Source organism: Wenzhouxiangella sp. XN24 (assembly GCF_011064545.1).
GTDB lineage: Bacteria > Pseudomonadota > Gammaproteobacteria > Steroidobacterales > XN24 > XN24.
In genome coordinates this window covers 74,733-88,901 of the sequence record NZ_JAAMFG010000037.1, presented here as the reverse complement: position 1 = coordinate 88,901, position 14,169 = coordinate 74,733, and the positions used below count along the sequence as shown (strand labels likewise).

The 14,169-nt window shown below is 68.4% G+C and carries 13 protein-coding genes; 5 read left to right on the top strand and 8 right to left on the bottom strand.

Annotated features, from left to right (window positions below):
* Nucleotides 1-2: 2 nt before the first annotated feature.
* From argS to G6032_RS14905, 5 genes are all read right to left on the bottom strand, one after another.
* Nucleotides 3-1,754, bottom strand: coding sequence for an arginine--tRNA ligase (gene argS / locus G6032_RS14925; protein ID WP_165282962.1), 1,752 nt, complete (start codon nt 1,752-1,754; stop codon nt 3-5).
* A 77-nt stretch (nt 1,755-1,831) separates the two neighbouring features.
* Nucleotides 1,832-3,997: a primosomal protein N' gene (locus G6032_RS14920; protein ID WP_346763836.1), complete on the bottom strand. Its 2,166-nt coding sequence runs from the start codon at nt 3,995-3,997 to the stop codon at nt 1,832-1,834.
* A gap of 366 nt (nt 3,998-4,363) precedes the next feature.
* Complete coding sequence (locus G6032_RS14915) at nt 4,364-5,743, bottom strand: NAD(P)(+) transhydrogenase (Re/Si-specific) subunit beta (protein WP_165282960.1); 1,380 nt, start codon at nt 5,741-5,743, stop codon at nt 4,364-4,366.
* Nucleotides 5,743-6,045, bottom strand: coding sequence for an NAD(P) transhydrogenase subunit alpha (locus tag G6032_RS14910; RefSeq protein WP_165282959.1), 303 nt, complete (start codon nt 6,043-6,045; stop codon nt 5,743-5,745). Before G6032_RS14910 ends, G6032_RS14915 begins: the two co-directional genes overlap by 1 nt.
* Nucleotides 6,042-7,184 carry an NAD(P) transhydrogenase subunit alpha gene (locus tag G6032_RS14905; RefSeq protein WP_165282958.1) on the bottom strand — a complete coding sequence of 381 codons (1,143 nt, stop codon included), beginning with the start codon at nt 7,182-7,184 and terminating at the stop codon, nt 6,042-6,044. The genes G6032_RS14910 and G6032_RS14905 overlap by 4 nt, the downstream gene beginning before the upstream one ends.
* 152 nt (nt 7,185-7,336) lie before the next feature.
* On the opposite strand from G6032_RS14905, the gene G6032_RS14900 reads away from it, so the two are divergent.
* Together G6032_RS14900 and G6032_RS14895 are read left to right on the top strand one after the other, a co-directional pair.
* Nucleotides 7,337-8,005, top strand: coding sequence for an HNH endonuclease (locus tag G6032_RS14900; RefSeq protein ID WP_165282957.1), 669 nt, complete (start codon nt 7,337-7,339; stop codon nt 8,003-8,005).
* Nucleotides 7,998-8,885 (top strand): fructosamine kinase family protein, encoded by an 888-nt coding sequence (locus G6032_RS14895; RefSeq protein ID WP_165282956.1) that lies wholly within the window; start codon nt 7,998-8,000, stop codon nt 8,883-8,885. Before G6032_RS14900 ends, G6032_RS14895 begins: the two co-directional genes overlap by 8 nt.
* Nucleotides 8,886-8,959: 74 nt before the next feature.
* Here G6032_RS14895 and G6032_RS14890 read toward each other — a convergent pair whose 3' ends face one another.
* Together G6032_RS14890 and hemH are read right to left on the bottom strand one after the other, a co-directional pair.
* Nucleotides 8,960-9,634: a hypothetical protein gene (locus G6032_RS14890; RefSeq protein WP_165282955.1), complete on the bottom strand. Its 675-nt coding sequence runs from the start codon at nt 9,632-9,634 to the stop codon at nt 8,960-8,962.
* Nucleotides 9,634-10,764: a ferrochelatase gene (hemH, locus tag G6032_RS14885; RefSeq protein WP_165282954.1), complete on the bottom strand. Its 1,131-nt coding sequence runs from the start codon at nt 10,762-10,764 to the stop codon at nt 9,634-9,636. Before hemH ends, G6032_RS14890 begins: the two co-directional genes overlap by 1 nt.
* A gap of 102 nt (nt 10,765-10,866) precedes the next feature.
* On the opposite strand from hemH, the gene G6032_RS14880 reads away from it, so the two are divergent.
* The 3 genes from G6032_RS14880 (at nt 10,867) to G6032_RS14870 (ending at nt 13,529) form a co-directional block, all read left to right on the top strand.
* Complete coding sequence (locus G6032_RS14880) at nt 10,867-11,205, top strand: hypothetical protein (RefSeq protein ID WP_165282953.1); 339 nt, start codon at nt 10,867-10,869, stop codon at nt 11,203-11,205.
* 130 nt (nt 11,206-11,335) lie between these two features.
* Nucleotides 11,336-11,989, top strand: a complete 654-nt coding sequence (locus G6032_RS14875) for a hypothetical protein (RefSeq protein ID WP_165282952.1) — start codon at nt 11,336-11,338, stop codon at nt 11,987-11,989.
* A gap of 121 nt (nt 11,990-12,110) precedes the next feature.
* A complete protein-coding gene (locus G6032_RS14870) occupies nt 12,111-13,529 on the top strand; it encodes an MATE family efflux transporter (protein WP_165282951.1) in 1,419 nt (472 codons plus the stop codon).
* Here G6032_RS14870 and G6032_RS14865 read toward each other — a convergent pair.
* The gene (locus G6032_RS14865) at nt 13,490-14,137 is read right to left on the bottom strand and encodes a DUF924 family protein (RefSeq protein WP_165282950.1); all 648 of its coding nucleotides are present in this window, start codon (nt 14,135-14,137) and stop codon (nt 13,490-13,492) included. The two genes, G6032_RS14870 and G6032_RS14865, sit on opposite strands and share 40 nt — an antisense overlap.
* Nucleotides 14,138-14,169: the final 32 nt, after the last annotated feature.

Genomic DNA, 14,169 nt, shown 5'->3' with positions numbered 1-14,169 from the left:
GCCTACATCGACTCCGGGGCGTTCACGCCGACGAGAGCAAGGCCGTTGGCGATCACCTGGCGCGTCGCCTCCGCCAGCGCAAGGCGCGCGGCCCGCAACGCGGCGTCATCGACCAGGAAGGTCTCGGCGTTGTACCAGGTGTGGAAATCCTGGGCGAGTTCCCGCAGGTAGTGGACGACGTTCTGCGGCGCACGGTTGGCGGCGGACAGTTCGACCACCTCGGGGAATCGTCCCAGGGTCGCCATCAGCACGCGCTCGTGGTCGCTGGAGAGCCGGTGGAGTTGGGCGATGCCGTCCGCCGTGCTCCAGGGAAGATCTTTCTCCACCAGCTGGCGAAAGACGCTGCGCACGCGCGCATGGGCGTACTGGATGTAATAGACCGGGTTTTCGTTGCTGCGCGATTTCGCCAGCTCGAGGTCGAAGTCGAGGTGCTGCTCGTTCGAGCGGAGCACGTAGAACAGCCGCGCCGCATCGTTGCCGACTTCCTCGCGCAGCTCACGCAACGTCACGAACTCGCCCGAGCGGGTGGACATCTGCACTTTTTCGCCGCCGCGATAAAGGATGGCGAACTGCACGAGGCGCACTTCCAGGCTGTCGGGGGGCTCGCCCATCGCCTCCAGTCCCGCGCGCACGCGGGCCACGTAGCCGTGATGATCCGCGCCGAGGATATCGAGCAGCACGTCGTGGCCTCGCTGGCGCTTGCCGAGGTGGTACGCGATGTCCGAGGCGATGTACGTCGTCTGGCCGTTGTCCCGGACCAGCACCCGGTCCTTCTCGTCCCCGAGTTCGCTCGCGCGGAACCACAGGGCGCCCTCCTTCTCATAGGCGTGGCCGTCGGACTTGAGGCGGTCGATGCACTCGGCGACGAGCCCGAGGTCCGTCAGGCTGCGTTCCGGGAACCACTCGTCGAAGGTGACGCCGAAGTCCGCCAGGTCGTCGCGTATGTCGGCCAGGATCTCGTCCAGGCCGAGCCCGTGCACCGCACGGTAGTCCGCGTCGCCGAGCAGCTCGCGCATTCGTGCGACCACGGCGTCGATGTACTCGTCCTTGTCGCCTTCGGGAGCGTCCGGCGGCAGGTTGGCGAAGACGTCCTCGACGGGCCGGCGGAGGCGATCGTGTTCGCGGGCGACGAGCTTGTCGGCGATCGGCTGGATGTAGCCGCCGCGGTAACCGTTCGCCGGGAACGCGAACTGTGCGCCGAACGCTTCGAGGTAACGCAGCCACACGCTGGCCGCGAGGATGTCCATCTGCCGGCCCGCGTCATTGACGTAGTACTCGCGGTGCACCCGGTAGCCGGTGGCCTCCAGCAGGTTACCGACCGAGGCGCCATAGGCGGCATGGCGACCATGTCCCACGTGCAAAGGCCCCGTCGGGTTCGCCGACACGAATTCGAGCAGCACCCGCCGGCCGGCGCCGAGCTCCGATCGGCCGTAGGCCTCGCCCTGCGCGAGTATGGCAGCGGTTTCCTCTTCGAAGGCGCGCTTGCCGAGGCGAAAATTGATGAATCCCGGTCCGGCGATCGAGACGCTTTCGATCATTTCCGACTGCGGCAGCAGGGCGACGATGCGTTCGGCGAGTTCGCGGGGATTCATCCCGGCCGGCTTGGCCAGCAGCAGCGCGGCGTTGGTGGCGAAATCGCCGTGCCGCGGATCGCGGGCGCGTTCCACGCGGGTCTCGGGCATGACGATCTGCGGGAACTGGGCGTGCAGCGCGGCCAGCGCCTCGGCGAGCAAGCCTTCGATCTGTTTCTTCAATTCGGGAGTCCCCGACTGGGTAGACGATTAGCCGGTCATTGTAACGTCCCGCGGCCGTCGCGGGTCATGGCGGTCGCTCAGAAGAGGTCCTGGGGATCGACTTCGAAGAAACAGCGCACGCCGCGCGCTTCCGGGAGATCCGTTGCGAGTCCCCGGAACGCGGCAAGGGCCTGGTGCAGCGCGGGTCTCTCCGCCGACTGCAACAGCAGCTGGGCGCGCCAGCGACCGCCGCGCTTTTCCATCGGCGCAGGCGCCGGGCCGAGCACGGCGACGCCCTCAGGTGCCGCGGTCGCGCGCCGGCATGCCGCGAGGAAGGTCATCGCGCGTTCGGGTCGCGTGGCTTCGGCGCGCAGGATCGCCAGGTGACTGTAGGGCGGCCACCCGGCTGTCCGGCGTTCCTCGAGCGCCGCCTCGGCAAAAGCTTCATAGCCGCCCGACAGGAGGCATTGCAACAGCGGATGCTCCGGGTAAGACGTCTGCACAAGCACCTCGCCCGGACGTTCCGCCCGCCCGGCCCGGCCCGACACCTGGACCAGCGTCTGGGCGAGTCTTTCACCAGCGCGGAAATCGGTGCCGAACAATCCCTGGTCGGCGTTGACCACCCCGACCAGCGTGACCTCGGGGAAATCGTGACCCTTGGCCATCATCTGGGTCCCGATGAGGATTCTGGTGTGACCGTCGCGGACGTCGTCGAGAATTCTTTCCACGGCGCCCCGCTGGCGCGTGCTGTCGCGATCGATGCGGGCGATCTTCACCGCGGGGAAGTGCCGTGCAAGCGCGTCCTCCAGCCGCTCGGTGCCCTCGCCCACCGGACGCAGGTCGGCGCCGCACTGCAGGCATGCCGCAGGCAAGCCGGTTTCGTCCCCGCAGTGATGGCAGCGCAGCCGCTGGATCCGGCGATGCCAGGTGTAGCGGGCATCGCAGTGCCGGCACTCCGCCACCCAGCCGCACGACGTACAGAACAGCGCGGGCGCAAACCCGCGCCGGTTGAGAAACAGCATCACCTGGCCGCCGGCCTCCAGGTGCGAGCGCATGGACTGCAGCAGCGGCGCCGAGAGGCCTTCGACGGCCGGGTGGCGGCGCAGGTCCACCAGCGTTACCCGTGGCTGCACCGCGCCCCCCGGGCGGTCGGGCAGCAGCGACAGGCTGTAGCGCCCGTCGCGTGCGTGCCGCAGGGTCTCGAGCGAGGGGGTGGCGGAGCCCAGCACCACCGGCAGCTCCGCCAGGCTCGCGCGCATCACCGCCAGGTCGCGTGCCGAGTAGCGCAGGCCCTCGTGCTGGCGGAGCGAGGGATCGTGTTCCTCGTCCACGACGATGAGCCCGGGACGCGCGAGGGGGACGAACACCGCCGAGCGGGTGCCGATCACGACCGCGGCACGGCCGCTGCGCGCATCGTTCCACGCGACCAGGCGGTCCGTGGCGGACAGACCCGAATGCAGCACTGCGACCGGCGCCCCGAGGCGGCTCGCGAAGCGTTGCACCAGTTGCGGCGTCAGCCCGATCTCGGGCACCAGGACGAGCACCTGGAGCCCACGCCGCAGGCATTCGGCGGCAGCGGTGAGGTAGATCTCGGTCTTGCCGCTGCCGGTGACGCCGAACAGGAGACGCGCGGAAAAGCGGCCCAGGTCGGCGACGATGGCGGCCGCCGCCGTGGACTGGGCCGCATTGAGAGGTGGGCCGGCAATGGCGTCGGCCCAGGCGGCCGCGAGCGGTTCGGTCTCGAATTCCACGAGGCCCCTGGCGGCCAGGCGCGCCGCGCCGGCGCGCCACCCCGGTGGCAGGTCCGGATCGTCGGTTCGCCGCGGCCTGGCTGCAAGCAGGTCGAGCAATGCCGCTTGTTTCGGCGCACGCCGGTGCATGGCGTCCGGCGCAGGACCCCGAGCGACGAGCCTCGCGGGGGGCTCCGGCAATGGCTTGCCCTGGCGCAAGGGGGCGGGCATGGCCGTGGCCGCAACGCCCCCGGGGGCCGCCTGGTAATAGCGGGCGGTCCACGCGATGAGCCGCAGCAGCTCGGTGTCGAACAGCGGCGCCGTATCGAGCGTCTCGAGCACCGGCTTGAGACGCTCGACGGGGACCTCGGAGGTCTCCCCATGGGCCATCACGAGCCCGACCGGGCGACGTCGCCCGAACGGCACCCGGACCCGGGAACCGGGCGGCGGAAGCGGGCCGGTTTCAGGCGCCAGGTAGTCGAACAGCGTGTCCAGCGGAGCGTCGATGGCCACCTTCAGGATGGTCAAGAGCACGCACCCCATTGGGGCGTCTCGAGTTGTCCACAGAAGCTGTGGATAACTCTGTGGAAGAGTGGTCGGAATAGTGGTGCGGTCCGCGTCACTTCAAGGGGGCACTTAGTTTGGTCAAAAAATAATCATAGACAAAATGTCATGATAATCAGTCAGTTCCGGTTCCTTGTTGTGGTGCTTTGTTCGGCGACACGGTTTTGACACGGTATTTTCAGGGTGTTGTGAATAAGTGCGCGGAGTACGTAGCCTGCGGCACCTTCCCAAGCCCTTGTAAAGGCTCGCCGCGACCGGGCAAATGGGGCTCCGGAAAGGGCGCGAGCGACGAGAAACGCCGCTCGCGCCCGCCGCTTCTCTTGGCCTCCGGGCGCCTCAGCTGGCCTTGATCGCGTGGATCAGTTCCGAGACCGCCGCCTGGCCGTCGCCGTAGAGCATGCGGGTGTTGTCGAGATAGAAGAGGCGGTTCTCGATCCCGGAGAAGCCCTTGCCCTTGCCGCGCTTGATCACGATGACGTTCTTCGCCTTGTCGGCGTTCAGGATCGGCATGCCGTAGATCGGGCTGGACGGATCCGTGCGCGCCACCGGGTTGACCACGTCGTTGGCGCCGATGACCAGCGCCACGTCGGTGGTGTCGAAATCGGGATTGATCTCGTCGAGGTCGGCGATCAGGTCATAGGGTACGCCGGCTTCCGCGAGCAGCACGTTCATGTGGCCGGGCATCCGCCCGGCGACGGGGTGGATGGCGAAGCGGACCTTCACGCCTTTCGACTGCAGCAGCTGGGCCAGTTCCCAGACCTTGTGCTGCGCCTGGGCGACCGCCAGGCCGTAGCCGGGGATGATGATGACCCGGTCCGAGAAGGCCATCATGATGCCGGCGTCGGAGCTCTCGATGGGCTTGAGGCTGCCCTCGACCTCCCCGCTGTCCACCGACTCGTCGCCGAAGGCGCTGAACAGCACGCTGGCCAGCGAGCGGTTCATCGCCTTGGCCATCAGCTGCGTCAGGAGGGTGCCGGCCGCGCCCACGACGGTGCCCGCGATGATCATGGCCTCGTTGTCCAGCACGAAGCCCTTGAAGGCGACGGCCAGCCCGGTCAGGGCGTTGTACAGCGAGATCACCACCGGCATGTCGGCCCCGCCGATCGGGCTGGTGAGCATGATGCCGGCCACCAGCGCCAGCACGAAGAACAGCGTCACCAGCGTGGTGTGGGCGGGGTAGTTGCCGAGCAGGAACAGGCCGATGATCAACGAGCCCAGCAGCAGCACCGCGTTGACCTGGTTCACGGTGCGGAAGCGGATCGGCTTTTTCATCCAGCCCTGCAACTTGGCAAAGGCGATCAGGCTGCCGGAGAACGACACCGAACCGATCAGGCCGCCGAGCACCGCCAGTAAGCCGACCGTGAGCGAGTCCGGCGCGCCCTTGTAAAGGGTCACCGCTGCGATGGCCCCGGCGGCGCCGCCGCCCATGCCGTTGTACAGCGCGATCATCTGCGGCATGTCGGTCATCGCGACCTTTTTGCCGGTCCACCAGGCGAGTCCGCCACCGAGCAGGATGGCAACCAGGATCAACCCGATGTTGAATGCGCTCATGCCTGGCCAGAAGAACGTCACGACCGTCGCGAGCACCATGCCCCAGCCGGCCCATACGACGCCGCCACGCGCGGTGCGCGGGGAACTCATGCGCTTCAGCCCGATGATGAACAGCAACGCCGCGACGAAATAGCTCGCCTTGATCATGAAGGTCGCGAAGCCCATTACTTGCGCTCCCCGCTGGCCTTGAACATCTCGAGCATTCGCTCCGTCACCACGTAGCCGCCGACCGCGTTGCCCGCACCGAGCACGACGCCGAGGAAGCCGATGACCTGGCCCGCCAGCGTCTCGGCCGTGCCGAGCGCGACCATGCACCCCACCAGCACGATACCGTGCACGAAATTGGAGCCGGACATCAGCGGCGTATGCAGGATGACCGGTACGCGGGCGATGATCTCGTAGCCGGTGAAGGCGGCGAGCATGAAGATGTAGAGCGCGATGAAAAACCCCTCGATTCCGCCGATCATTGCGTCTGTCCTCCGCTGGCTGCCTCAATCCGCTCGCGAGTAGCGTCGTGGCCGATCCGCCCGTCGTGCGTCAGGACGCTACCGGCGAATACCTCGTCCTTCCAGTCCAGCACGAGTTCACCCTCGCTGATGGCCGGGGAGAGGAAGTTGTAGATGTTCTTCGCGTACATTTCGCTGGCATGTCGTCCCAGCGAAGCGGGCAGGTTGACCGGGCCGACCACCTGCACGCCGCCGACGTCGACGGTCTCGCCCGCCCTGGTCAGCGCGCAGTTGCCGCCGGATTCCGCGGCGAGATCGACGATCACGGAGCCGGGCTGCATGCGCCCCACGGTTTCGGCGTCGATGATGCGCGGTGCGGTGCGGCCGGGGATCGAGGCCGTGGTGATGACGACGTCTGCCGCGGCGACGTGATCGGCCAGGATGCCGGCCTGCTTCGCCTTCTCTTCGTCGGTGAGTTCGCGCGCATAGCCGCCGGCGCCCTCCGCGCTGATCCCCGTATCGACGAACTTGGCGCCCAGGGACTGGACCTGTTCGCGGGTCGCGGAGCGGACGTCATAGCCCTCGACGATGGCGCCGAGGCGCTTGGCGGTGGCGATGGCCTGCAGTCCGGCGACGCCGGCGCCGATGACCAGCACCTTCGCCGGGCGAATGGTGCCGGCGGCGGTGGTCAGCATCGGGAAGAACTTGTCGAGCTGGGTGGCGCCGATCAGCACGGCCCGGTAGCCGGCGACCGCCGCCTGCGAAGAGAGCGCGTCCATGGACTGGGCCCGCGAGATGCGGGGCACGAGTTCCATGGAAAAGCTGGTGATCTTGCGGTCGCGCAGCAGGGCGACCAGCTCGTCGGAGCGATGCGGTTGCAACAGGCCGATGAGCAGGGCGTTCTCGCGCAGGCCCGAGGCGACTTCCAGCGGCGGCGGGTTCACGGCGATCAGCACGTCGGCGCGGCTGACGACTTCCTCGCGGCCGAGGAACTCGACGCCTTCGAAGCGGCTGTCGGGAATGCGGGCCGCTTCCGCGACGCCGTGCTCGGCGCAGACGGTGGCGCCGAGCGCCGCGAGTTTCTTCGCGACTTCCGGTACCAGCGGCGAACGTGTCTCCCCTGCAGCGGTCTCGCGCAGGGCCCCAACGACAATAGCCATCGGCAGCCTCCCCCGGGCGTCAGTCCGCCCTTATTCTTACGGCGACTGAGTGTACAGCAAGATTCGGGGATGTTGCCTCCCGATTGATTTTCGCCCGGCCTTCTGGAATAACACGGGCAACGGCAAGGCCGCGTGTAGGGAACGAGTTCGCCATGGGAGCATCCCTGAGCCAACAGATCCTGCGCACCGATGTGGCCGGCATGCCCCTCGAGTGGGTCGACTACCGGTGCGCCGTGCGCCTGTACCACATGGAACAGGTGGCCTACGAGTGCGGGCGGCCATTGTTCCGCCTGCGCGGCGGCATCAACGCCCGCACCGGCAATCGTACCGTGGTCGAGGTGTCGAGCATCATCGCGACCTACGGCCACGGCGCCGCCTACCCGGCCTCGGAGGCCTATTCACCGCCGCTCAACAATCCCACGCTGTTTCGTCGCGACGCCAACCTCTGTCTTTATTGCGGCGAACATTTCCTGGTCGTGGACCTGTCGCGCGATCACGTGACGCCCCTGTCCCGCGGCGGACGGGACTGCTGGACCAATGTCGTCACCGCCTGTCGTCGCTGCAACAACCACAAGGCCGGCAGGACGCCCGAGCAGGCCGGCATGCAACTGCTCGCCGTGCCCTTCCAGCCGACCTATGCCGAGTACATCTACCTGAAGGGGCGCCGGGTGCTGGCCGACCAGATGGAATACCTGCTGGCGCATTTCCCGCGCAAGAGTCCGTTGCACGCACGCCTCAGCGGCATCGCACCCGACGGCGTCGCGCCTGCCGGGGCGGGATGGTTGTCGCATCGCGCCGGCGCGACGCTGACCCTTGACTGAACTCGACGCCGTCATCGCGGCGCTCGGCGATGCGGGATTCGCCCTCGACCCATCCAGCGCCCGGCCTGTCGGCGGGGGTTGCATCCACGCCGCCACGCGTCTCGACGGCGCCGACGGCCCCCTGTTCCTGAAGAGCTGTCCGGCGTCGTCGGGCTGGCAGCTGGAAGCGGAGGCCGATGGGCTGGCCGGGCTGCACGAGGCGGGTTTTCTACGCGTGCCGGCGGTGCTCGCCGGCGGTACCGCGAACGGCACGTCCTGGCTGGCGCTGGAATGGCTCGAGCTGCGCTCCCCGACTTCACGCTCGGATGCAGCGCTCGGCACGGCCCTCGCGCAGCAGCACCTGGCGGGCGGCGCTTTCTTCGGCTGGCGACGCGACAACGCCATCGGCGCGACGCCGCAGCCCAATGCCCGCAGCGACGACTGGGCTGAGTTCTTCGCCACGCGGCGCATCGGTGCGCAGGCCGAGATGGGTGCGCGGGCCGGCTGGCCGCCGTCGCTGGTGGTACAGGCGCGGCGCCTGCAGGCGCACGTGCCCGCCTTGCTGGCCGGGCGGCGACCGGCGCCGGCGCTCTTGCATGGCGACCTGTGGAGCGGCAATCGCGCGGCGGATCCGCAGGGCGGGCCGGTGGTGTTCGACCCGGCCGTGCATTACGGCGATGCGGAGTGCGATCTCGCGATGGCCCGCCTGTTCGGCGGCTTCGCCCCGGATTTCTTTGCGGCCTACGATGAGGTGCTGGCCCCCGCACCCGGTCGTGAGCGCCGCGTGCGCCTTTACCAGCTGTATCACGTCATGAATCACGCCACGCTGTTCGGCGGTGCGTATTTCGGCCAGGCGGCGCAACTCATCGAGCGGCTGCTCGCCGAGTCCGCCGGCGCCTGATCGTCGCGGTGCGCAGAGTCCGCCCGCGCCCGCGGCGCGCTCAGCCGTCCGCGCCGCTCAGCCGTCCGCGCCGCTCAGCCTTCAGCGGACTCGATGACGATCTGCAGGCCGTCGGGTGCGCCCAGGCGCACGACGCCCGCGTCGGCATCCACCGCGTAGCCGCGTTCCCCCAGGCGCGCGGCCGCCGCCGCCAGGTCGTCTTGCTCGAAAGCCAGCACCGGCGCGCCCAGGCCGGACCGCGGCGCGAGGGTGATGCCCGTGGCGATGGCGCGCGGCCCGTCGAGATCCTGGACCAGGCCCAGTGTTTCCCAGAAGGCCGTGACCGCGGCGGGATCCGCCGTCGCGTAGCGATACTCGCGAAAGTGGCCCAGCAGCGTCGCCAGCGGCGGCCGGGTCGGGCCGGGCGACCAGGTGCGGGCCTCTAGCAAGGTGACCACCTGGCCTGCGGGATCGCGAAATCCGGCCTCGTGAAACTCGTCCGGTCCCGTCTTGGCGAATTCGAAAGCGAGACCCAGCGCGCGAAGTTCCGGCAGCGCCTCCGCGAGCCCGGGCCGCACCCAGGTCAGCGACGGCGAATCGAATTCATAGGCATGCAGGCCGAGAGCGAGTCGATCGTCATGCAGCACTGCGCAGCGGTGCGGCCAGGTGTCGCCGACCACGCCCTGGGTGAACCCCAGGCCTTCCCAGAAGGCGGCGGACGCAGCGACGTCGCGGCTCCACACGCTCAATTCGAAGAAGCTGCCCAGCATCAACCGAGTTCGCCGGCTTCCCGGGCCGCCGTGCGTGCCGCGGCCCGTTCCCGGCTGGCCGCGGATTCCGCTTCCAGCGCGGCCGGATCAGGTGCGGGACCGGTCTCCGGCCAGCCCTGCAGGTGCCGCTGTGCCAGGTCGGCGAGGAAGTCGAGGTGGTCCTGCCGGCTGTTCAGGCAGGGAATGTAGTTCAGTGTCTCGCCGCCCGCCTCGTGGAAATACTCGGCGTTTTCCACCCCGATTTCCTCGATCGTCTCGAGGCAGTCGGCGGAGAATCCCGGGCAGATGACGTCGAGACGCTTCACGCCGCGCTCGCCGAGGGCGCGGATCGAGGCATCCGTGTAGGGCTTCAGCCATTCCTCGCGGCCGAAACGCGACTGGAAGGTCACCGACCAGCTGCCGTGCTCGAGGCCGAGGCGCTCGGCCAGCAGGCGCCCGGTCTTGAGGCACTGGCAATGGTAAGGGTCGCCGGCATCGAGATAGCGCCGGGGTACGCCATGGAAGCTCATGACCAGGTGTTCACCGCGTCCTTTTTCGGCCCAGTGTTCGCGGATGCTCGCGGCGAGCGCCTCGATGTAATCGGGCTCGTCGTGGTAGCGACTGATGAACCTGAGATCCGGGATCCAGCGCCAGCCCATCAGCGTGGCGGCGACGGCGTCGAAGGTGGAGGCGCTGGTGCTGGCGGAATACTGCGGGTAGAGGGGCAGCACGAGCAGGCGCCGCACGTTGGCGTCATGCAATTGCCTCAGCGCGGAGGGGATCGACGGGTTGCCGTAGCGCATTCCCAGCACCACCTCGACCGGTCCGGCGAGCCGTTCCTGCAGTCGCGCGCGAATGCCGGCCACCTGATCCTGCGAGATGCTCAGCAGCGGGGATCCGGCCTCGGTCCACACGGAGCGATACGCCTCGGCCGATCGTCTCGGGCGAATCCGGAGGATGACCCCGTTGAGGATCAGCCACCACAGGGGCCGCGGCACTTCCACGACGCGGGGATCCCAGAGGAATTCCTTGAGATATCGGCGCAGGGCCCCGGTTTCGGGCGCATCGGGCGTGCCGAGGTTCGTCACGAGCACGCCGAGTTTTTCGCCGCTCCCGTGCTGGAATCCCTCGCTGCCGTGGTATCTGGTCATCGCGTGTTCTCCTGTTGCACCGAGGCATTATCCTACGTCGGTGCCGCCTTGTCGTAGGCATGACTACAATTGAACCCAGGAATGCATTGCAGGAGAGCGTCCATGCGCAGATTCTTCACGGCCCTGCTGATCGCGGGATTGCCCGTGGTCGCGGCAGCCTATCCGAGCGAACTCAGGATGGAAGTGGGCGACCTGGACATCACCGGCACGCTGTATGCGGACGGCCCGGTCGCTGCGGTGCGCGTCACCAACCACGAGAATGTACCGGTTCGCTGCAGCGCCGTGTTCCGCAACGGCCCGGAGCAGGGCCGCGCGCGGCGGGCGATCATCGAGTCCGGCGACATGGCGATCATGTCCTGGTCGCCGCGACGCGAAGTCGTGCGCCTGGAGGTCGTCGTCAGCTGCGAACGTGAGGCGCCGGCGGCGGACGGCGAGGACTGACGGGCCGGGGGAAAGAGGTGGCCCGGCGCGGGAACCGCCCTGCGCCGGGGGGGCACGACGCGATTCAAGGAATCCCTTTCGCGGCCGATGTTCGAGGTATCGATCCTCCCCCCTGCCTGGAGAACGCATCATGAAACGCACCCCCCTGCGCGCCCGTCTTGTCTGCCTGGCGCCTGTTCTCCTGTTGGCCAGCGGCACTGCGGCGGCTGAGTCCTTCGCCCTGGGCGCCAAGGCCGGCACCACCGGGCTCGGCGTGGAAGCGAGCTGGGCGGTCCTCGAGCGGGTCAACCTGCGCGCCGGTTACTACACCTTCGATTACGGCACCGATCTCGAGGAAGAAGGCGTCGAGTACGACGGCGACCTGCGGCTGCGCAACGCCGCGTTGTTCGCCGACTGGCACCCGTTTGCCGGTCGTTTCCGCATCACTGTCGGCGGCATCGACACGGGCAACGAGTTCAGGGGTTCGGCGGAAGATTCGCTGGATATCGGCGAGAACACCTACGATGCGGCGGTCGACGCGACCGTAGGCTGGAGCGGGTTCGCCCCGTATCTCGGCGTGGGATTCGGCAATGCGGTCGGCGCGGGCCACTGGAGCTTCTCCATGGACCTCGGTGTCATGTTCACCGGTTCGCCGGACGTGACGCTGAACGGCACCGTCAACGATCCCACGCTGGAGGCCCAGTTCCAGGACGACCTGGCGCTCGAACAGGAACGTGTGCAGGCGGAGCTGGACGATGCCAAGTATTACCCCGTCCTGAGCCTCGGGGTCGCCTACCGCTTCTAGCGGGCATCGCGACGCGCGCCTGGCCCGAGCCGGCCGGTCGCGCCACGCGGAACGGGATGCGGCCGGTCCCTTGCAGGACCGGGTGGCGTAGAATGCTCGCCCCCTCTCCGGTAAACCGCCCGTGCAATCGCAGCTCACCAAACGCGCCCGCAGTCTCGCGGAGGCCGTCGGCATCCTCAGGCTGGCCGGCCCGCTGGTGGCCAACAACCTCGCGCTCGCGGGCATGAGTTTCGCCGACACCGTCATGGCCGGACGCCTCGGCACGGGACACCTCGCGGCGGTGGCCACGGGGGGCTCGTTGTGGATGGTGGTGTTCCTCTTCGGCCTGGGCATGCTGATGGCCGTCAGCCCGGTCGTGGCGCACGCCTACGGGGGCGGGCGCTGGGAGGAGGCCGGCGCCGTGCTGCGCCAGGCCTTGTGGCTGAGCCAGGCGCTGGCCGTCTGCGCTTTCGTCCTGCTGCTCGGCGCGGGGCCCCTGCTGTCGGCCATCGGCGTCGCAGCGGAGGTCGTGCCGCTGACTTCCGGCTACCTGTTCGCGATCTCCTTCGGCCTGCCGGGGGTCTACGCTTTTCTCGCCATGCGTTTCATGAGCGAAGGGGTCGGCTGGACACGGCCGATCATGTACGCGGCGGCCGCCGGCCTCGTGGTCAACGTGTTCGGCAACTGGGTGCTGATGTACGGCAACCTGGGCTTCCCGCGGCTGGGCGCGGTCGGTTGCGGGATCGCCAGCGCGATCGCGATGTGGTCGATGTTCGGCGTCATGCTGGGCACCCTGCTGAAGTCGCGTCGCTACGATCGCTTTGCCCTTTGGACGCGCTTCGAGGGTCCGCGCTGGCCGATCCAGCGGGAAGTGATCGGCCTCGGACTCCCGATCGCCGCGAGCGTCGAGGCGGAGGCCGGGCTGTTCGCCGGCGTCGCCCTGATCATGGCCACGCTCGGTGCGACGCAGGTGGCGGGCCACCAGATCGCGATCAATTACGCGGCCACCATGTTCATGGTGCCGCTGGCGTTCCATTCCGCCACGACCATTCGCGTGGGACAGGCGCTCGGACGCGGCGAGGCGCGCCGGGCCCGGCGGGCCGGCTGGACGGGCATCGGGCTGTGCGGCCTGTTCATGTCGCTCTCGGCCTTCGTGCTGTTTTTGTTCCGCGACCAGATCGCCGCCTTCTACACCAACGACCCCGAGTTGCTGCCGCTGGCGACCGCGCTGCTGGCCATGGCGATGGTGTTCCAGATTTCCGACGGGCTGCAGGTCGGCGCGGCCGGCGCGTTACGCGGTTTCAAGGACACGCGGGTGCCGATGCTCATGAACGTCGGCAGCTACTGGTTATTCGCCTTCCCCATGGCCTGGTACGCCGGGATCCATGCGGACCTCGGCCCGGTCGCGGTGTGGGTGGCGTTGATCGCCGGGCTGACAGTGACGGCGCTGCTGTTGAACATGCGCTTCATGCGCCTGTCGAATCGCCGTGTCCGCGCTGCGGCCAGCCTGGCCGCAGAGGCTCAGCCCGACGTGGGCGCAGAGGGGCGCGGCGCGGCCTGACCGAAGCTTTCTCCCCCCGCTTCGAGCCAGGTCGTCTCTTCCTCGGTGGGACGGCGTCCGAGGACGGTGTTACGGTGCGGGAAGCGACCGAAACGCGCCACGATGTCGCGGTGTTTCTGCGCATACTTGCGAAACCCGGCGAAGATCTCGCGGTGGTCGGATGCGACCTCGCGCTCCAGCTGCAGGAAGCGGTCCACGGCCATCTCCTGGTCGTCGAGCGATTCGGAGTGCTGCAGCGGCATATAGAAGAACACCCGCTCGATGGGCGTGAGTTTCATGTCCATGAGCCGGCCGACGCCGTCCCGCATGAGGTAGCGCGCGCGGCCGTCGCGCAGGAACGCCTCGGCGGTGCCGCGATAGATATTGCGGCGCATCTGGTCGAGGAGGATCAGCACGGCGAGCCGGCCGCGCGGCGTTTCCGTCCAGAAGTCCAGCTTGCCCTCCGAGGCCGCGCGCACGAGCTCGCCGAACCGCTCGCGCATTTCGGCGTCCCTCTCCGGCTCGTCGGCGAACCAGAACGCCATCCGGCCTGGCGCCTTTGAGGGATCCCGCACGCTGTCCCCGAACCAGTATTCGAGAATCTCGTCGGCGATACGCTGGTCGTGCATCGAAAGCCACCCCGTGGAACCGCTGTCTGCGT

What these genes read in the sequence shown, in the direction of transcription:
- G6032_RS14915 (WP_165282960.1), bottom strand. Translation starts at nt 5,743, where the DNA reads ATGGGCTTCGCGACCTTCATGATCAAGGCGAGCTATTTCGTCGCGGCG.
- G6032_RS14910 (WP_165282959.1), bottom strand. Translation starts at nt 6,045, where the DNA reads ATGATCGGCGGAATCGAGGGGTTTTTCATCGCGCTCTACATCTTCATG.
- G6032_RS14905 (WP_165282958.1), bottom strand. Translation starts at nt 7,184, where the DNA reads ATGGCTATTGTCGTTGGGGCCCTGCGCGAGACCGCTGCAGGGGAGACA.
- G6032_RS14900 (WP_165282957.1), top strand. Translation starts at nt 7,337, where the DNA reads ATGGGAGCATCCCTGAGCCAACAGATCCTGCGCACCGATGTGGCCGGC.
- G6032_RS14890 (WP_165282955.1), bottom strand. Translation starts at nt 9,634, where the DNA reads ATGCTGGGCAGCTTCTTCGAATTGAGCGTGTGGAGCCGCGACGTCGCT.
- hemH (WP_165282954.1), bottom strand. Translation starts at nt 10,764, where the DNA reads ATGACCAGATACCACGGCAGCGAGGGATTCCAGCACGGGAGCGGCGAA.
- G6032_RS14880 (WP_165282953.1), top strand. Translation starts at nt 10,867, where the DNA reads ATGCGCAGATTCTTCACGGCCCTGCTGATCGCGGGATTGCCCGTGGTC.
- G6032_RS14875 (WP_165282952.1), top strand. Translation starts at nt 11,336, where the DNA reads ATGAAACGCACCCCCCTGCGCGCCCGTCTTGTCTGCCTGGCGCCTGTT.
- G6032_RS14865 (WP_165282950.1), bottom strand. Translation starts at nt 14,137, where the DNA reads ATGCACGACCAGCGTATCGCCGACGAGATTCTCGAATACTGGTTCGGG.